This is a genomic window from Nonomuraea sp. NPDC049486 (assembly GCF_040676925.1).
Lineage (GTDB): Bacteria > Actinomycetota > Actinomycetes > Streptosporangiales > Streptosporangiaceae > Nonomuraea > Nonomuraea ferruginea.
In genome coordinates, this window is record NZ_JBFAPV010000001.1 from 744769 (window position 1) to 762926 (window position 18158).

Annotated in this window: 15 protein-coding genes; 6 read left to right on the forward strand and 9 right to left on the reverse strand. The window is 69.6% G+C overall.

Annotation, left to right across the window (positions count from 1 at the left end; genetic code table 11):
- Positions 1 to 38: 38 nt before the first annotated feature.
- The gene (locus tag AB0K05_RS03475; protein ID WP_271275459.1) at positions 39 to 236 is read right to left on the reverse strand and encodes a DUF397 domain-containing protein; all 198 of its coding nucleotides are present in this window, start codon (positions 234 to 236) and stop codon (positions 39 to 41) included.
- A 63-nt stretch (positions 237 to 299) separates the two neighbouring features.
- Complete coding sequence (locus AB0K05_RS03480) at positions 300 to 518, reverse strand: DUF397 domain-containing protein (RefSeq protein WP_271275458.1); 219 nt, start codon at positions 516 to 518, stop codon at positions 300 to 302.
- A gap of 629 nt (positions 519 to 1147) precedes the next feature.
- On the opposite strand from AB0K05_RS03480, the gene AB0K05_RS03485 reads away from it, so the two are divergent.
- Positions 1148 to 1996 carry a helix-turn-helix transcriptional regulator gene (locus AB0K05_RS03485; RefSeq protein ID WP_271275457.1) on the forward strand — a complete coding sequence of 283 codons (849 nt, stop codon included), beginning with the start codon at positions 1148 to 1150 and terminating at the stop codon, positions 1994 to 1996.
- Between the two features lie 908 nt (positions 1997 to 2904).
- Here AB0K05_RS03485 and AB0K05_RS03490 read toward each other — a convergent pair.
- Positions 2905 to 4287, reverse strand: coding sequence for an IS1380 family transposase (locus AB0K05_RS03490; protein ID WP_364226297.1), 1383 nt, complete (start codon positions 4285 to 4287; stop codon positions 2905 to 2907).
- 356 nt (positions 4288 to 4643) lie between these two features.
- On the opposite strand from AB0K05_RS03490, the gene glgX reads away from it, so the two are divergent.
- The 5 genes from glgX (at position 4644) to AB0K05_RS03515 (ending at position 12675) form a co-directional block, all read left to right on the forward strand.
- Positions 4644 to 6737, forward strand: coding sequence for a glycogen debranching protein GlgX (glgX, locus tag AB0K05_RS03495; protein ID WP_148033950.1), 2094 nt, complete (start codon positions 4644 to 4646; stop codon positions 6735 to 6737).
- Positions 6730 to 8898, forward strand: a complete 2169-nt coding sequence (gene treY / locus AB0K05_RS03500) for a malto-oligosyltrehalose synthase (protein ID WP_271275455.1) — start codon at positions 6730 to 6732, stop codon at positions 8896 to 8898. The genes glgX and treY overlap by 8 nt, the downstream gene beginning before the upstream one ends.
- Positions 8888 to 10600: a malto-oligosyltrehalose trehalohydrolase gene (gene treZ / locus AB0K05_RS03505; RefSeq protein ID WP_364226301.1), complete on the forward strand. Its 1713-nt coding sequence runs from the start codon at positions 8888 to 8890 to the stop codon at positions 10598 to 10600. The genes treY and treZ overlap by 11 nt, the downstream gene beginning before the upstream one ends.
- A 191-nt stretch (positions 10601 to 10791) precedes the next feature.
- A complete protein-coding gene (locus tag AB0K05_RS03510) occupies positions 10792 to 11688 on the forward strand; it encodes a hypothetical protein (protein WP_271275453.1) in 897 nt (298 codons plus the stop codon).
- Between the two features lie 48 nt (positions 11689 to 11736).
- The gene (locus AB0K05_RS03515) at positions 11737 to 12675 is read left to right on the forward strand and encodes a hypothetical protein (RefSeq protein ID WP_271275452.1); all 939 of its coding nucleotides are present in this window, start codon (positions 11737 to 11739) and stop codon (positions 12673 to 12675) included.
- A gap of 43 nt (positions 12676 to 12718) precedes the next feature.
- On the opposite strand, the gene AB0K05_RS03520 is transcribed toward AB0K05_RS03515, so the two are convergent.
- The 6 genes from AB0K05_RS03520 to AB0K05_RS03545 form a co-directional block, all read right to left on the reverse strand.
- Positions 12719 to 14320, reverse strand: a complete 1602-nt coding sequence (locus AB0K05_RS03520; protein WP_364226306.1) for an FAD-dependent monooxygenase — start codon at positions 14318 to 14320, stop codon at positions 12719 to 12721.
- Positions 14321 to 14400: 80 nt separating this feature from the next.
- Positions 14401 to 14691, reverse strand: a complete 291-nt coding sequence (locus tag AB0K05_RS03525; RefSeq protein ID WP_148033945.1) for an MTH1187 family thiamine-binding protein — start codon at positions 14689 to 14691, stop codon at positions 14401 to 14403.
- A gap of 63 nt (positions 14692 to 14754) precedes the next feature.
- Positions 14755 to 15084: a hypothetical protein gene (locus AB0K05_RS03530; RefSeq protein ID WP_148033944.1), complete on the reverse strand. Its 330-nt coding sequence runs from the start codon at positions 15082 to 15084 to the stop codon at positions 14755 to 14757.
- 9 nt (positions 15085 to 15093) lie between these two features.
- The gene (locus tag AB0K05_RS03535) at positions 15094 to 15771 is read right to left on the reverse strand and encodes a uracil-DNA glycosylase (RefSeq protein ID WP_148033943.1); all 678 of its coding nucleotides are present in this window, start codon (positions 15769 to 15771) and stop codon (positions 15094 to 15096) included.
- Positions 15772 to 15879: 108 nt separating this feature from the next.
- Positions 15880 to 16779, reverse strand: a complete 900-nt coding sequence (locus tag AB0K05_RS03540) for a carbohydrate ABC transporter permease (protein WP_148033942.1) — start codon at positions 16777 to 16779, stop codon at positions 15880 to 15882.
- Positions 16776 to 18155, reverse strand: coding sequence for an ABC transporter permease subunit (locus tag AB0K05_RS03545; RefSeq protein WP_364226312.1), 1380 nt, complete (start codon positions 18153 to 18155; stop codon positions 16776 to 16778). The genes AB0K05_RS03540 and AB0K05_RS03545 overlap by 4 nt, the downstream gene beginning before the upstream one ends.
- Positions 18156 to 18158: the final 3 nt, after the last annotated feature.

Here is an 18158-nt window from a genome sequence, read left to right on the forward strand (position 1 = left end):
CCGTATGTAGGCGGCCAAGCACAGGTCAACACAGGGTTTCAGACGGCGTCGAAGCGTCCGGCTTTGACCGCGTCCCGGAACTCTTCCCACTCCTCGCGATCGAACGAGAGCGTCGCGCCTTCAGCATCCTTGCTGTCGCGAATGAGGATTTTGTCATCATATTGCGCCACTTGTACGCAATTTCCGTTGTTGCATGAGAGCCAATGCGGCTTATGGGGAGCCTGCGGAGAGCTCATGCGGAACCTCTCAGAGTGTCTCTATGGCTGTGAAAGAGCCATCGTAGTCTCATCAGCAAGCTATCAAGCTGATGTTACGCCAGGTGTGGATGGGCCACTCTTCTTGAGCTTCTCGATGAAATCCTCCCAAGCCTCGGCGGAGAAGTTCAGCACGGGGCCGTCGCGATGTTTGGTGTCGCGGACGGCGATGCGGCCGTCGGGCAACATCGCCACGGCGATGCAGCTACCGTTGTTGCAGGAGGGAGTCTTCCAGCAGAGTTCCGGTTGGGGATTCGACATCATGTGCCCCTCCTGACTTGCTGACGGTAGGCGTCTACGATGAGTTGCCTCGCGCGCGTGCCGATGCTGGAGGTGGAGTTCCCCGATCCAGCTTCAGATACGTTCTGATGCAATCACCATCGGCAATTGCATCAGCTCTTGCCTTAATACTCAAGCGGCGCGTTTCGGGATCCTGGTTGTCAATCGGGGAGCTGGAAAGGTTGCTGTATCAGCTCCACGTGATCGGCGATGGCTGAGGCAGCCAGCAGTTCAGTTTGATCCACACGCCCGAACCGAGGGCCGACGCTGAATGATGGCCTGCATGAGCCCGATAGGCGCGATTCGATCAAGGTGATCGGCTCGAGGCGCGGATGAAATGTCAGGGCCGGATCACGGTCACCGGTTCACCGCACCTGGTCGCGCTGACGACGAATTCCTGCTGCACCGTCCCGTTGCCGGCTATATACGCTTCGACCGTGCTTCCCGGCTAAGGAGTTCGAGACTGAGACCATCCCGAGGGCCACTTCTTCCTTGGGCCAGGACAAGCAGTTTCATCGCTTCCGCGAGATAATCGACTACCTGACCTCGATGGCCCAGCCTGCGGAGGGGAGCACCGACATGATCGTAAGCCGGGTGGCGACGATGGACCGGGCATGATGACCGGCGCCAACCCCACACTCCGCCAGCGCCAGCTCGCCAACCGGCTGCGCGATCTGCGGCACGACTCGAACATGAGCATCGCCGAGGTCGCCGAGGCGCTCCTCTGCTCCGCCGCCAAGATCAGCCGTATCGAGACCGCCCAGCGCCGGGCGAGCCTCCGCGACGTCCGCGACCTGTGCAGGCTGTACGGGGTCGAGGACCCCTCCGAACTGATGGCCCTGGCCAAGGACGCCCGCGAGCAGGGCTGGTGGCAGGACGGCGAGGACGTGGACTTCCGGCCCGTCCCCGGGCTGGAGAACGACGCGATCGCGATCTCCGAGTTCGAGACCACCACGATCCCCGGCCTGCTCCAGACCGAGGACTACGCGCGGGCGGTGATCCAGGGCTTCCTCCCCCAGATCGATCCGTCTGTGCGGGAGGATCGGGTCGCCTACCGGATGAAGCGCCAGAACGTGCTGCGCAAGACGAAGCCGCCACGCTACTGGGTCCTGCTGGACGAGTCCGCGCTGCACCGCCACATCGGGGGCGAGCAGACGATGGCCGACCAACTGGACCAGGTCGCCGAGATGGCCGCGGCGCCGCGCATCACCGTGCAGGTGGTGCCGTACACGGTGGGCGCGCACATGGCGCTCGACAGCGCATTCATGTTGCTGGAGTTCGACCCGAGCGCGGGTGTGGCCGACACCGTCTACATGGACACGCTGGCCGGTCAGATCTTCCAGGAAAAGCCGGCCCAGCTCGCGCGCTTTCGTGAAGTGCTCAATCAACTCCGTGCGGTGGCCCTCAGCCCGAAGGACTCGATCGCCCTCGTGCGTCAGCGGAGTACTGCCTTCAAAGGTTGATCAGCAAGCAAGGTCTTATAGAGCCGCTTCCAAAACCCGGTTGCATGCCAGTACTGCCGGGCGCATTCGTTAGGGTGAGGGTTTCGTTACTCGTAAGGCTAAGGCGCTGAAACGGGGAATCTCTACCTTGCTCCCTTCGGGGTCGTTCTCCCACTTGTGTTCGCTCTTCGGCTGTACCTAGGTCCGCCGAGGGCCGTTCACTAGGGGAGGAGGTGACCTTGATGCCGTCGCAGGGTGGCGACCGAGGTGGCGCGGACGAGCCGTTATGGCCCGTTCTCGTTATCGCGGTTGCGGAAACGATGAAGGCTCTAGCCGATATCGTGCAGGCGCTGGGGAGCATGCACAGCGGCCGACCTTGATGGTCTCGTACCAAAGATGACCACCGAGGCCGACCGAAAGAGGGGCTTCGCGTCTGTCACTTGGCCGAGGGCTGACGCGGAGCCTCTCGCTGTTGGGCCTAGTCAACGCTTTGGTGGAGCGCCTCCGAATGCCTTCGCGTTGTAGATGGTACCCCGTTCTGATGCGGGAAACCCTGGCAATTGCCTTTGGCAGCACGCGATCGCGCTTTAATCGCTGGTCATAGGCTAGGCGTAGGAATGGAAATTGCCAAGAGGTCGCCTTGGGGACATTGATCGATCTTTCATGCTCGGAAAGCGAGCTCGTGCGGTGAACGACAGCCCGGATCCGGCTTCAGCACGCTGGGAATTCGCGGGCTGCCTCTGAGGGCCTGCTGTGTGCAGGGCTTCTAGCCTCGATCTTTCTCGACCTTGAGTTGGTCGGCTGAGGTCTTCGGCTGGAGATCGATTTCCTCGCTGTGGTCAGCGTGGCTGCCCGGCTGTCGCGCCGGGTGGGCGGGGTTCCAGGGCCCGAGGGTTCCTTCCTGGTTCGTGGGGATGGTTTCGTGCTGGTCAGGTCGGCGCTGGCAGGGCTTGGAGCCGGGCCAGGGCGGTCAGGAGTGTGCCGGCCCAGGGCCATCGCGTGGCGATGCGCAGGCGCAGGCGCAGGCGACGGCCACCGCGCACCAGGCGTCCGGCGGCGGCGAACAGACGTAACCGCAGGCGTTTGGGCTCATAACGGCGGGCGTCGGTGCCGTGTAGGGCCAGCATCTGCATCCAGGCGAGCAGTTCGCAGGCCAGGGCGACGATCTCGAGCCAGATCTGGTTCTGGGCGAAGTCGTGCAGGGGCAGGTTGCGCAGGCCGGTGTCCTTGGCGGCGCGGATGCGGTCTTCGGCGCGGGCGCGGCGGCGGTGGCGTAGTTCCAGGTCGGCGGGCTGGCCGCCTTGGGTGCCGGTGACGAAGCAGGTGAAGCGGTGTCCGTCTAGATCGGTGAAGCGCAGCTGGGCGCCGGGGTGCGGGCGTTCTTTGCGGACGATGACGCGCATGCCTTTGGGCCAGCCGGTCAGCTCCAGCAGGCCGGTGAGCTCGGCGACCCACGCGCCCGGGCGCGGCCGGCGGTCGGCGTTGTAGGCGGGGGTCCAGGCGGTGGCGGGCAGTTTGAGGATGGCGGTGGCGATGTCGTCGGTGATGGTGAAGCCGATGGAGTACTTCAGCCATCGTCCGGGGCGGGTGAGCCAGTTCAGGAACTCGTGGGTGCCGCCGCCGGAGTCGGTGCGGATGAGCACGTTGCGCCGCTGGGCGCGGGGCAGCTGGGCCAGGGCCAGGCGGGTGGTTGCGATGTGGTCGGCGGCGGTGTTGGAGCCGGCGTTGCCGGGCCGCAGCAGCAGGGCCAGCGGTTCTCCACCGCCGCCGGGGCCGTGGTCGGCGAAGGCGGTCATCGGGTGGAAGCCGTAGCTTTTCTTCCAGGTCGGGGCGGCGTGCTGCTTGTCGGAGTGGGAGATGACGATGGTGGCGTCGAGGTCGACGATCACGGGCTGGGCGTCGGCTCCGGGGGCATGAGCGCCGGCCAGGTGCCAGGCGCGCTGGCGGGCGGTGGCGCGGGCGGTGCGGATGGCCTTCAGCGCGTGGGTCTCATCGGCGGCGAGCCGGTCGATCAGGCGTGAGACGGTCGGGTCGGAGGCGATGGGGCCGAACAGCTCGGGCTGGGAGCGCAGCAGGGCGATGTCGGCCAGGCAGTCTCCGCCCAGGGCGAGAGTGAGGGCGAGATCAGCGATGACTTTGCCTGGGTCGTGCACGGCGCGTGAGGGGCGCCACCGCTCCAGTTCGTGTGACAGCGCCCGGTTCAGGCCGGTGGTGGCCAGCGTCCGGGTGAGGAGGAGGCCGCCTGCGTGGGACAGGAGACCGTTTGCGTCAGCGGACAGGCTGATCTTGCGGTTGGACGCGATAGTCTGCACGTGAAAAGTGCCTCTTGCTCTGGCGCGGACAGGACCTTCGACAAGCCCTATCCTCCCAGCTCAAAGGCACTTTTCTCATGTAAACGATCAGTTCGGCTCAAATTCCCCGTGAAAGCCCGAGGCTAGAGGGTGATCGGGGTCCAGTCGTAGCGGGGTTTCCGTCCCAGATGCTCAGTGCGGTAGCTGTCTTACGTCCCGGCCTCGACCAGATCGAGATCTCGAAGTGCGGCTGGAGCACTACGAGGTGATCGGAGCGGAACGAGGGGAAGGTACTGGTCGCGTCAGAGGGAAACGAGGCCGGGCTTGTCCGGTAGGGCGGGGGAACGGAACATGGGAGGGACCGGGAGGAAGCCTCGATGATCGAAATCTGGCCGGGAGATCCTTACCCGCTCGGGGCGACCTATGACGGCGCCGGCACCAACTTCTCGCTCTACACCGAGGTCGCGGATGCGGTGGAGCTGTGCCTGTTCGACGAGGACAACCGCGAGGAGCGGGTGAAGCTCACCGAGGTCGACGGCTTCATCTGGCACGGCTACCTGCCGGGCATCGGCCCCGGCCAGCGCTACGGCTACCGGGTGCACGGTCCGTACGACCCGGCGCACGGGCTGCGCTGCAATCCGAACAAGCTGCTGCTCGACCCGTACGCGATGGCGATCGAGGGCGGGGTGACCTGGCACGAGGCGGCGTACGGTTACCGGTTCGGGCATCCCGACACCCGCAACGACCTCGACTCGGCCCCGTACGTGCCGCGCTCGATCGTCGTCAACCCCTTCTTCGGCTGGGGTCACGACCGGCCGCCGGCGACCCCGTACCACGACACGGTGATCTACGAGGCGCACGTGCGGGGCCTGACCATCAGCCATCCGAAGATCCCCGCGCGGGTGCGCGGCACCTACGCCGCGCTCGGCCATCCGGTGATCACCGACCATCTGACGAAGCTGGGCGTCACGGCGCTGGAGCTGATGCCGGTCCACCAGTTCGTCACCGACCACGTCCTGGAGCAGCGCGGGCTGTCCAACTACTGGGGCTACAACTCGATCGGCTTCTTCGCGCCGCACAACCGCTACTCCAGCACCGGGCAGCGCGGCCAGCAGGTGCTGGAGTTCAAGGCCATGGTGAAGGCGCTGCACGAAGCCGGCATCGAGGTCATCCTGGACGTCGTCTACAACCACACGGCCGAGGGCAACCACCTGGGGCCGACGCTGGGCTTCCGCGGCATCGACAACCCCAACTACTACCGGCTGGTCGACAACGACAAGCGCTACTACATGGACACCACCGGCACCGGCAACAGCCTGCTCATGCGCTCACCGCACGTGCTGCAGATGATCATGGATTCGCTGCGTTACTGGGTCATCGAGATGCACGTCGACGGGTTCCGGTTCGACCTGGCCTCGACGCTGGCCCGGGAGCTGCACGAGGTCGACCGGCTGAGCGCGTTCTTCGACCTGGTGCAGCAGGACCCGGTGCTGTCGCAGGTCAAGCTCATCGCCGAGCCGTGGGACGTCGGGCCCGGCGGCTACCAGGTGGGCAACTTCCCGTCGCGGTGGACCGAGTGGAACGGCCGCTACCGCGACACCATCCGCGACCTGTGGCGCGGCCAGCCGGCCACGATGCCGGAGTTCGCCTCCCGCTTCACCGGGTCGAGCGACCTCTACCAGGCCGACACCCGCCGCCCCGCCGCCTCGATCAACTTCGTCACCTGCCACGACGGCTTCACGCTGCGGGACCTCGTCTCGTACGACCACAAGCACAACGAGGCCAACAAGGAGGGCAACCGCGACGGCACCGACGACAACCGGTCCTGGAACTGCGGCGCGGAGGGCCCGGCGGGCTGGGCCATCGAGTCCCTGCGCGAGCAGCAGAAGCGCAACTTCCTGACCACGCTGTTCCTGTCGCAGGGCGTGCCGATGCTGTCGCACGGCGACGAGCTGGGCCGCACCCAGCAGGGCAACAACAACGGCTACTGCCAGGACAACGAGCTGACCTGGGTCGACTGGTCGGACGTGCGGGAGAACTGGCTGCTGCTGGAGTTCACCCAGAGCCTGGCGGCGCTCCGCAAGAAGCATCCGGTCTTCCGCCGCAGGCGGTTCTTCTACGGCAAGCCCGTACGGGGGCTCAGCGACATCGCCTGGCTCACCCCGTCGGGCGAGGAGATGACCGACAGCGATTGGAACGTCGGCTACGCCAAGTCGCTGGCCGTCTTCCTCAACGGCGAGGCCATCACCGAGCCCGACCGGCGCGGCCGGCCCATCAGGGACGACTCGTTCCTGCTGCTGTTCAACGCGCACCACGACACCATCCGCTTCACGATCCCCAAGGACTACGGCGAGATGTGGCAGACCGAGATAGACACCGCGATGCCGATCAGATTGGACGTGCGCATGTGCCGCGCCGGGGAGGGCGTGGCGGTGCCGGGGCGGAGTGTGCGGGTGCTGCGCCGTGTCTGATTCCCTGACCAGGCCCGTCTCGACCTACCGGCTGCAGCTGACCCCCGACTTCGGCTTCGCCCAGGTGGCGGAGATCGCCGGCTACCTGCGCGACCTCGGGGTCAGCCACGTCTACCTGTCGCCGATCCTCCAGGCGACGCCCGGCTCCCTGCACGGCTACGACGTCACCGACCACTCCAGGATCCGCGAGGAGTTCGGCGGCGCGAAGGGCTTCCGCGAGATGGCCGAGCAGCTCGCGGCGCACGATCTCGGCGTCGTGCTCGACCTGGTGCCCAACCACATGAACACCAAAAACGCCGCGTTCTGGTCGGTGCTGAAGGACGGCCCGGAGTCCCCGTACGCGCGCTGGTTCGACATCGAGTGGGAGGACGGCAAGGTCGCGCTGCCCGTGCTCGGCGACGACACCGAGCCGGTCGTCGACGGCGACGTGCTGCGCTACCACGAGCACGAGTTCCCCTATCCGGGCCACTACCGGCTGGTCGACTGGCGGGAGGGGCCCGGCTACCGGCGCTTCTTCGACGTGTCCACCCTGATCGGGCTGCGGGCCGAGGACCCGGAGGTGTTCTTCGCCACCCACGAGGTGATCTTCTGGCTGCTCGACGAAGGGCTGGCCGACGGGCTGCGGGTCGATCACCCCGACGGCCTCGCCGACCCCCGAGGCTATCTGGAACGGCTGCGCGCCAGGTCCGGCGGCACCTGGACGGTCGTGGAGAAGATCCTCATCGGGGAGGAGCGGCTGCCCGCCGACTGGGCGTGCGACGGCACCACCGGCTACGAGACGCTCAACCGGGTCACCGGCCTGTTCGTCGACCCCGGTGGCAAGCGGCCGCTGGTCGAGCTGTTCACCCGGCTGACCGGCGAGCCCGCCGACTACCGGCAGGTCATGACCCTGGCCAAGCAGGAGGTCGTCGACCTGTTCTTCGGCGCCGAGGTGAGCCGGCTGGCCCGCGCCGCCTCCTGCGACCCGGCGGCGGTCGCCGAGCTGCTCGCCGCCATGCCGGTCTACCGGGCGTACGTGGTGCCGGGCGAGCCGCCGCCCGCCGTGTCGGTCGAGATCGTCGAGGGGGCGGCAGCGGTCTGCTCCTCCGCCGTCCACCCGCTCGTCGAGCAGGTCCTGCACGGGCCGCCCGAGGTGATCACCCGGTTCCAGCAGGCCTGCGGTCCCGTCATGGCCAAGGGGGTCGAGGACACCGCGCTCTACCGGTGGTTCCCGCTGTCGTGCCTGAACGAGGTCGGGTGGGAGCCGGACCACTTCGGCGTGCCGGTCGAGGAGTTCCACGACTACTGCGCGGCCATGCCGCCGCACACCATGACCACGCTGTCCACCCACGACACCAAGCGCTCGGAGGACGTGCGGGCCCGGCTCTCGGTGCTGTCGGAGCTGCCCGAGGAGTGGGAGAAGGCGGTGTCGGAGTGGTCGGCGCAGGTCGCCTTCGACCGCCGGCTCGACTACCTGGCCTGGCAGAACCTCATGGCCGCCTGGCCGATCTCGGCCGGCCGGTTCACCGACTACCTGCTGAAGGCGGCGCGCGAGGCCAAGACCGCGATCTCGTGGGTGCGCCCCGACCCGGACTACGAGCGGGGGCTGCGCGCGTTCGCCGAGGCGGCCGTGCGGCTGCCGGTCGGCGAGTTCACCGAGCGGATCGACCGCTACGCGATGGCGAACTCGCTCGGGGCCAAGCTCGTGCAGCTCATGATGCCCGGCGTGCCCGACGTCTACCAGGGCAACGAGACGACCGACTTCTCCCTGGTCGACCCCGACAACCGGCGGCCCGTCACATATCCGCGCACCCCCGCCTCCGCCTGGGACGCCGCCAAGCTCCGGGTCACCACGCAGGCGCTGCGCCTGCGCCGGCGCGTCGGCCCCGCCGCACCGTACACGCCGCTGCGCGCGGACGGCGCGGCGGCGGAGCACGTGATCGCGTTCGCCCGAGGCGGCGACGACCCCACCGGGACCGGTGTCGGCGCGCGGGCCGTCGCCGTCGCCACCCGGCTGCCCGTCGGCCTGGAGCGGCGCGGCGGCTGGGGCGGCACCACGCTGTCGCTGCCGCCGGGCAGCTGGCGCGACCTGTTCGGCGGCGGCGTGCACACCGGCCGGGTCCCCCTGGCCCACCTGCTCGGTTCCCTTCCCGTCGCACTCCTGGAGCGAAATGATCTTTGACGTGTGGGCCCCCAACGCCACGGCCGTCGAGGTCCTGGTCCTGGGCGAGCGGCGCGGGCTGTCCGCCGGGACGGACGGCTGGTGGTCGCTCGACGTGCCGGACGCCGCGCACGGCACCAGCTACGCGTACGTGATCGACGGCGACGGCCCCTACCCCGACCCCCGCTCCCGCCGGCAGCCCGAGGGCGTCTTCGGGCCCAGCGCCGTGTACGACCACGCCCGCTACACCTGGTCCGACCACGACTGGAAGGGCCGCGACCTGCGCGGCGGGGTGATCTACGAGCTGCACATCGGCACGTTCACCCCCGAGGGCACGTTCCAGGCCGCCGCCGGCAGGCTGGACCATCTCGTCGAGCTGTGCGTCGACTTCGTGGAGATCATGCCGGTCGCGCCGGTGCCCGGCACCCGCAACTGGGGCTACGACGGGGTCGACCTGTACGCGGTGAACGAGACCTACGGCGGGCCCGACGGGCTCAAGACCTTCGTCGACGCCTGTCACCGGGCCGGCATCGGCGTCATCCTCGACGTGGTCTACAACCACCTGGGGCCGTCGGGCAACTTCCTGCACCCGTTCGGCCCGTACTTCGGCGGGTTCGAGGGGAGCTACTGGGGCGAGGCGGTCAACCTGGACGGGCCCGGCTCCGACGTGGTGCGCCGCTACTTCATCGAGAACGCGTTGCAGTGGCTGCGCGACTACCACGTCGACGGCCTGCGGCTGGACGCCGTACACGCGCTGCACGACAAGCGCGCCACCCACCTGCTGGCGGAGCTGGCCGAGGAGGTGGACGCGCTGTCGTGCGCGACCGGCCGGCCGCTGACGCTGATCGCCGAGTCCGACCTGAACGACCCGCGCATGGTGCGTTCCCTGGACGCGGGCGGCCTGGGCATGACCGCCCAGTGGAACGACGACGTGCACCACGCGCTGCACACCGCGGTGAGCGGCGAGACCCACGGCTACTACGCGGACTTCGCCGGGCTGTCCGCCCTGGCGAAGGTGTTCACCGACGGCGTCCTGCACGACGGCGGCTACTCCAGCTTCCGCCGCCGCTCCCACGGCCGGCCCTACACCGGCGTCCCCGGCCACCGGTTGGTCGCCTGCCTGCAGAACCACGACCAGATCGGCAACCGGCCGATGGGCGACCGGCTGCCGATGCCCGCGCTCAAGCTCGGCGCGGGCCTGCTGCTGACCTCGCCGTTCACGCCGATGCTGTTCATGGGGGAGGAGTGGGGGGCGGGGACGCCTTTCCTGTTCTTCTCCGACCACGCCGAGCCCCACCTGCGCGAGAGCGAGGGCGGGCGCAGGGAGAAGGAGTTCGAGGGCTTCGGCTACACGTGGGAGGCGCCCGACCCGTCGGCGGAGGAGACGTTCCTGAGCTGCAAGCTCGACTGGCAGGAGCTGAAGGACGAGGCGCACTGGTCGCTGCTGTGCTGGTACCGCGACCTGATCGCGCTGCGCAAGGCGCTGCCCGAACTGACCGACCCGCGCCTCGACCGGGTCAGGGTGGAGACCGATCCGGCGGGGAAGTGGCTGGTCGTGTGGCGGGGCGAGGTGTGCGTGAGCGTGAACTTCAGCACGGACACGGTCACGGTGCCGGTGCCGCTGGGCGGGCTGCTGCTGTCGTCGGACGAGCCGGTGGCGGAGGACGGGCAGGGGGTACGGCTCCCGGGCCAGTCCCTGGTGGTCCACCGCCCTTCCGGCTGAAGGCCCGATCCGTTCCTGTGTCGACCAGCTCTGCGGTCGGTGACCCGGTCCGTTCTTCGGGGGTCCGACTGGCGGCCGGCGGTCGTCCACAGGGGGTGTCGCTCCGCGCTCGTCATCCCCAGAACCTGGTTCGTGCCCGCGTGCCCGGCGCGCTCTCGCCGATCCTGGGGTCCCGACCACCGGAGGCCCTCGTGAAGATCGTCCTGCCCCTGCCCGTCACCCTGACGTCCCTGTTCGTCGTCACGCTCATCGGCGGCGCCTTCGAGCCCTGGCAGCTGACCGGCCCCCACAGGAAGGCCGCCATGGCCGCGCTCGGCTCCCGCCGCCTGCGGCTCACCCACCACCCCACCCCGTGGAAACCCGCCGCCGTCGCCCTCACCCCCGGCGAGCGCCGCCTGCTGCGCCGCTCCAGACAGCACCTCACCGTCTCCTCCGCCGCGCCGCCCCACGACCAACCGGCCGCCGTCCAGGCCGCCAGGGCCGTCGCCCGCGCCCTCGCCCAGGCGTACGGCGGCCTCCTGGCCGACCCGCTGACCGGCGCAGTCCTGCCCGCCCGCGACCCGGAGCCCACCGCCTTCCACCTGGCCGACGGCTGGCTCGGCTGGGACGTCCAGGTCCACGACGACGCCACCTGCTCGCCGTGGGACCCGGCGGGCGCCGGCGCCTGCGACGGCCTCATGGTCACCTCCCGCGGGCTGCGCAGGTTCGCCCTCCCGGAGATCACCCTCGACGGCGCGGCCTGCGCCCACACCCTGTGCGCCACCAACCTCCTGCGTACGGTGGCCGCCCGCCTGGTCGCCGGCCACCTCGCCTTCGCCGCCGCCCACCCCGGGGCCCGCCGCCGCGCCATCGACGACCACCTCCCCCTCCCGCCCGCCCCCCTCGGCGTCCGCCTCACCCCCTGCGCGCCGGCCCCCTCACCCGGAGGCGGCAGCATCAGACGCCTGAAGGTCGGCCCGGCGGGCGACGCCGGCCCCGTCACCTACCTCAAGGTCGGCCCCCCGGCCGGCTTCACCGGCTCACTGAACGACTGGCTCTGTGCCACCCAGGCCCCCGCCCGAGCCGCCGTCACCTCCATCGCGGCCTGACGCCCTCCGGCGGGGAACGACCGGGGCCGGTCGTTCGTAGGACCTGATGTGGACCCATTCGAAGACCTCGACCGCAGGTTGAGGGAGGCACACGACCGAGTCCGCTGGTTCGACCACCTGGCGGCGCGGCGCTCCTCGCTCGGGCGGCAGATCCGGGAGGTCGCCGACCTGGTGACCGAGCTGGAGCAGCAGCTGGCCAAGGAGCGGCGAGACGTCGAACGTCTGGAGGGCGGCCTGTCCGCGTTCATGGCCAGGCTGACCGGCTCCAGGGAGGAGCGCCTCACGCGGGAGCGGGCCGAGGCGGCGCTCGCGGGGGAGCGCCTCGACGGCCAGCGCGCGAGACTGGAAGCCCTCACCGGCGACCTCGGCGAGACGGAGCGCGACCTCGCCGCCACCGCGGGGGCCGCCGACGACTACCAGCGGCTGCTGTCCGAGAAGGAGCGCCTCCTCGTCGAGCGGGGCGACCAGCGCGGGCGGCGCCTCATGGAGCTGTCGGGCCTGATGGCCGACACACAGGCCGACCTGCGCGAGCACGACGAGGCCCTGCAGGCGGGCAAGGCGGCGGGGCAGTGGGTCGGCCACGTGCTGACGCAGCTGGAGCACGCCCGCGGCGCCTCGACCTGGGACATGTTCGGCGGCGGCGTCTTCGCCGACGCCGTCGAGCGAGAGCACCTCGTCACCGCCGACCAGGCCACGTGGCAGGCTCAGCAGGCGCTCGACACGTTCGCGAGGGAGCTGGCCGACCTCGGCTGGGCCGTCCGGCCGAAGATGCCGGAGGTGGACACCCGCTGGTTCGCCGACGTCTTCTTCGACAACATCATCACCGACGCGCTCAAGCACCAGCGCATCAACAGGACCCGCACCGCCGTGGCCGAGATGTCCGCCTGGATCGACGACTCGCTCCGGACGCTCGCCCAGGGCCAGGCTGACCTGACCCGGCGCCTCGGCGACCTCACCGGCGAGCGCGAACACCTGCTCGCCACCTGACCGTCAAGGGACGGCCGCCCAACTATGCCGGGCAGGTCGCATCTCAGCGGCTGAGGACGCGGCGCAAGGCGGACTCCAGCGCGGTGGCCGGTTCGGGGGCGGGGCCGGTGGCGCGCCAGGCGACGTAGCCGTCCGGGCGGACCAGGACCGCCCCGCCCGCGCCGACGCCGTACCGCGACCGCCACTCGCCCTTGACGTCCACCGCGTCGTGGCCGAGCACGACCCTCGACAGCGCGACCCCGAGACGCCTGGACACCAGGCGGCCCGCGTCCGACCAGGACTGCCCGCCCTCGCCGTCGGCCAGGAGCACGAACCCGCCGCCGAACAGGTCGATCGTGGACATCGGGCGGCCCTCCCAGGTCAGCGGCACGTGCGGGGCCCGGCTGCCGGGCCGGCCGGTGGGGTGGCGCGGGTCCTCCAGCAGGGAGCCGTCGTCGTCCGGATCCTCGATGACGGCCGTGGAGTGGTAGCGGGCGCCGAGGACGGCGCCCTGCGGGTCGCCGAGCGGCTCGGGATAGCCGACGCGGGCGGCCGGCGGCATCCGCATGCCGAGGTTGGCCAGCTGGGCGTCGGCGGTCATGACCCCGATCGGGCGGCGTTCGGCGTCGTAGGAGTCCAGGAAGTCCGGCCCCGCCTGACCGGTGATCACCAGCCAGAGGCGCCAGGCCAGGTCGGCGCCGTCCTGCAGCGCGAGGCTGCCGCCCTGGCCGCCGGTGGGCGGCATGGTGTGGGCCGCGTCCCCGGCCAGGAACACCCGGCCCTCGCGGTAGCGCCCGGCCAGCACGTGCGCCATGGCGAAGCTGGTCCGGTCGAGCAGCTTCACCGCCAGGTCGGGCACGCCGGTGGCGACGCGGGCCAGCTCGACGCAGCGTTCGGGGGTGAAGTCGGCCTCGCTCCGGCCCGCGCCGGTGTCGTAGTTGACCGCGAGGACGTGGGCGCCGACCCCGGTGCCGGTGAGGATCACGCCGGTCATCGCGTCGTTCCGCAGGTACCAGAGCGTCACCTCGCGCTCCCGTACGAGCCCTGACAGGTCGGCGTCGAACATGATCGAGCACATCCGCCCGAGCTCGCCCTTGCCCGTCACGGGGATGCCGAGGCTCCGGCGCAGCGGGCTGCGGTAGCCGTCGGCGGCCACCACGTAGTCGGCGCGCACCGTGACCGGCCCGTCGTCGGAGCGGACGGTGGCGGTGACGCCCGCGCCGTCCTGGTGGAGCGCGACCAGCTCGGTGGAGAACCGCAGGTCGGCGCCGAGATCCTCGGCGCGCTCCCGCAGGATGCGCTCGACCTCGGCCTGCGGGGCGCCCACGAGCGCGGCGGGGGTGGCCTCGGCCATGAAGGCGAACTCCTCCCGCTCGTCCGAGACGATCATCTGCGGGTCGGGGTCGTCGAGGGCCGAGGCGATGGCGATGCGCAGGTTGTCACCGATGCCCGCCCAGAGGTCGCTCAGCTCCTGCTCGACACCGGGGACGGAGCGAAGCAACTCGACGGCCCGGTGATTCACGCCGAACGCCTTGGGCTGGAGCGAGGTGCCGGGCCGCCGCTCGACCAGCATGACGGGGATGTCACGCCAGGCCAGGAGCAGGGCCGCGCTCAGACCGGCGTAGCCGCCGCCGACGATCAGAACAGGGACACGGTGGTACGTCATGACGACCTCCCGAGGCACGAGTAATATCGCGATGGTCACGATATGTCGCGTCTCGGGAGCGGTCAAGACATATCTCGAACTCAGCCCAGGTGCTTCTCCAGCGACTCCACCTTGCCGGTCATGGCGTCCGTCACGCCGGGGCGCAGGTCGGCCTTGAGCACGAGCCCCACCCGGGGAGCGACCTCCGCCACCGCGTCGACGGCCCGCTTGACGACGTCCATCACCTCGTCCCACTCACCCTCGACGGTGGTGAACATGGCATCCGTGTGGTTCGGCAGCCCGCTCTCCCGCACGACCTTGACGGCCCTGGCGACGGGCTCGGCGACCCCCTCGCCGACGCCGAGCGGGGTGATGGAGAATGCGACGATCACGGCGTGACCTCCTGAGCTCCTGGCGCGGCAGGTCCGCGCCGACGAACGTGGCAGGCCGGACGGTCAGAGGTGGAGGTGCTCGTCCTCCGCCTCCTCCTCGTCCTCGGCCGGGCCCTCGGAGGGCTCGACGCCGAGCATCGCCTCACGCGGCTCGATCTCGTCGATGTGGTCGACGAGCTGCAGCACGTGCTCTGGCTCGATCAGCCACTGGAGGGCGGAGGCGCCGGTCTCGTCGGACTTGACCAGCTCGGCCTGCTCGCTGCGCTCTTCGTCGGTCAGCTCGGCCTCGGGGTGGCGGATCTCCGCCAGGGCCGCCGCCTGCAGGGCGTCCACGTCGAGCACTTCGACCGTCAGCTCGACCGTGAGTCGTAGGAACTTCTGTGCGTCACTCATGCGACGAGCCTAGGGCAGCTTCCACTCCACGGGGGCCGCGCCTTGCTGGGCGAGCAGTTCGTTCGCGCGGCTGAACGGGCGGGAGCCGAAGAACCCGCTGCGCGCCGACAGCGGCGACGGGTGGGCGGACTCGACGCGCGGCACGGAGCCCAGCATGGGCGCGAGATTGCGGGCGTCGCGGCCCCACAGGATGGCCACCATCGGCTTCTCACGCGCGACCAGGGCGCGGATGGCCTGCTCGGTGACCTCTTCCCAGCCCTTGCCCCGGTGGGAGGCGGGCTTGCCCGGCATCACCGTCAGCACCCTGTTGAGCAGCAGCACGCCCTGGTCGGCCCAGGGAGTGAGGTCGCCGTTGGCCGGCCTGGGCAGCCCCAGGTCGGACTCCATCTCCTTGTAGATGTTGACCAGGCTGCCCGGCAGCGGCCGCACGTCGGGGGCGACGGAGAACGACAGCCCGACGGGGTGACCCGGGGTGGGGTACGGATCCTGACCCACGATCAGGACCCTGACATCATCGAAGGGCTGGTTGAAGGCACGCAGCACGTTGGCTCCCGAAGGGAGGTACTGCCTGCCTTCGGCGATCTCGTTGCGGAGGAACTCGCCCATGTGGGCGATGCGCTCGGCCACGGGCTCCAGCGCGCGGGCCCATCCGGCTTCGACGACTTCGTTCAGTGGACGTCCGGCCATGGGCGTTGAGCTTAGCCAGGTCTGGCGGGCGATGCGTACGGAACCCGGAGAAATGATCACCAAGGGCGGGCGCCCGCGCCCCCGCGGGAAGACGGGCGCCCGCTTGGGTCACTTCACCGAGCCGGCCATCATGCCCTGGACGAAGTAACGCTGGAACGCGAAGAACAGCACCAGCGGGATGATCAGCGACAGGAAGGCGCCGGACGAGAGGATGTCCATGTTGGTGCCGAACTGCCGCATCTGGGACTGGAGGTACTTGGTCATCGGCTGGTTCGCCGGGTTGGCGTAGACCAGCGCGATCAGCATGTCGTTCCACACCCAGAGGAACTGGAAGATGCCGAGCGAGGCGATGGCGGGCTTGCCCAGCGGGAACACCACCGACACGAAGATCCGCCACTCCGGCGCCCCGTCCATCCGCGCCGCCTCCAGCAGGGAGGCCGGGATGCCGATGAAGAAGTTACGGAGCAGGAAGATCGCGAACGGCAGCCCGAACGCCACGTGGAAGAGCACGACGCCGGGGATCGAGCCGAAGATCCCGACCTGGCCGTAGAGCGCGGCCACGGGGATCAGCGCGATCTGGATCGGCACGATCAGCAGCCCGACCACGACCAGGAACAGCAGGTCCCGGCCGGGGAACTCCATCCAGGCGAACGCGTACGCCGCCATGGCCGCGATGCCGATGACCAGGATCGTGGTCGGCACCGTGATGGCCACGGTGTTCCAGAAGGACGCCCCGAAGCCGCCGGCCAGCAGGTCGGCGTAGTTGGCGATGGTGATCTCGGCGGGCTTGGTGAAGATCGTCCACCAGCCCTCGGCGTTGTTGACCTCGGTCGTGCGCAGCGAGACCACCAGCAGGCCCAGGGTGGGCACCAGCCAGAACAGGCCGAGCAGGATCATCACGACCTGGACGACGCCGCTGCCGAGGCGGTCGACGATGCGTCCGGCCAGGTTTCGCCGTGGCGCGCCGGCGTGGCTCTGCGCCGGGGCCGTGGCCGTGGCCGTGGTCATGACTCACCCCTCTTGAACCTGCGGATGTTCATGATCATGAAGGGCAGGACCAGGATCAGCAGGAAGACGGCCAGCGCGCTGCCGAGCCCCTGGTTGTTCCCGCCGCCGAACGCGACCCGCCACATCTCCAGCGCGATCACGTTCGCCTCCGGCTGAACCGACGGCGGTGCGATGATGAACACCAGGTCGAACACCTTCAACGTATTGATGATCATCGTCACGAAGACGACGAGCAGCACCGGCGACAGCAACGGCACCGTGATCCTGCGGAACACCTGCCATTCGGTGGCGCCGTCGATGCGGGCCGCCTCCAGCGCGTCACGCGGGATGGCCGCCAGGCCGGCCGCGATCAGCACCATGGCGAACCCGGCCCACACCCAGACGAAAGCCCCGATGATCGCCGGTGTGATGAGCGTCGGGCCGAGCCAGGTCAGGCCGTTGTACGCGGCCGTGAAGTTCTCCTGCGGCAGCCGTACCTCGTAGGAGCCCGAGGGCAGGCCGTCGAACCGGAACGAGCCGTCAGCGGCCGTCGTGGCGGTCGCCGCCACCTCGCCGTCGCTCACGGCCTCCACGGTCATCCCGGGCAGGCCCTTCTCCGTGGGGTCCGGCTGGCCGTTCACGCCGCCGCCGCCCGGGGTGAAGTCGAACCACACCGTGCCCGACAGCCCGTCGCCGCCGGTCGCCGCGACCGCCGGCTGGGCGTCCGCGGGCATCACCTCCGGCTTGACGCCCACGATCGGGATCAGCACGGTCTGGCCGGACTCCACCGGCTGCTTGGTGACGACCGAGCCGTCCTCCTGGGCGGCCACCGGTGACTGGTCGCCCTCGCGGGCGCGCGCCTCCGGATAGCCCTGCGAGGAGGAGAACGTGTCGTGCACCACGGTCATGATGGCGTTGGCCACGCCCTTGTCCGGGTCCTCGTCGTACACGAGGCGGAAGATGACGCCGGCGGCCATCAGCGAGACGGCCATCGGCATGAAGACGATCAGCTTGAACGCGGTCGCCCACTTGATGCGCTCGGTCAGCACCGCGAAGATCAGGCCGATCGTGGTGACCACGATCGGGGCGACGATCACCCAGATCAGGTTGTTGCGGATGGTCTTCAGCGTCCCGGCGTCACTGAAGATCGTCCCGTAGTTCTCCAGCCCGACGAACACCTGGTTGGTGGAGTCGTACATGCTGCGGACGATCGAGTATCCGATCGGGTAGACCACCCAGATGCCGAGGAGCAGGGCCGCCGGCAGCAGGAAGACGATGGCGATCGTGGGTGACGGGCCGAGGCGTCGTCGTGTGCGGGGGGTATCAGCCGGTCCCGAGGTAGGCCCGCCCGTGTCGTCCACGGGCGGGTCCTGGGGGCCGTCCAACCTTTCGGTCACGGC

Bases quoted from the DNA above. Each gene is read 5' to 3' on its own strand.
- AB0K05_RS03475 (WP_271275459.1), bottom strand. From the start codon at position 236: ATGAGCTCTCCGCAGGCTCCCCATAAGCCGCATTGGCTCTCATGCAAC.
- AB0K05_RS03480 (WP_271275458.1), bottom strand. From the start codon at position 518: ATGATGTCGAATCCCCAACCGGAACTCTGCTGGAAGACTCCCTCCTGC.
- AB0K05_RS03485 (WP_271275457.1), top strand. From the start codon at position 1,148: ATGATGACCGGCGCCAACCCCACACTCCGCCAGCGCCAGCTCGCCAAC.
- glgX (WP_148033950.1), top strand. From the start codon at position 4,644: ATGATCGAAATCTGGCCGGGAGATCCTTACCCGCTCGGGGCGACCTAT.
- treZ (WP_364226301.1), top strand. From the start codon at position 8,888: ATGATCTTTGACGTGTGGGCCCCCAACGCCACGGCCGTCGAGGTCCTG.
- AB0K05_RS03520 (WP_364226306.1), bottom strand. From the start codon at position 14,320: ATGACGTACCACCGTGTCCCTGTTCTGATCGTCGGCGGCGGCTACGCC.
- AB0K05_RS03530 (WP_148033944.1), bottom strand. From the start codon at position 15,084: ATGAGTGACGCACAGAAGTTCCTACGACTCACGGTCGAGCTGACGGTC.
- AB0K05_RS03535 (WP_148033943.1), bottom strand. From the start codon at position 15,771: ATGGCCGGACGTCCACTGAACGAAGTCGTCGAAGCCGGATGGGCCCGC.
- AB0K05_RS03540 (WP_148033942.1), bottom strand. From the start codon at position 16,779: ATGACCACGGCCACGGCCACGGCCCCGGCGCAGAGCCACGCCGGCGCG.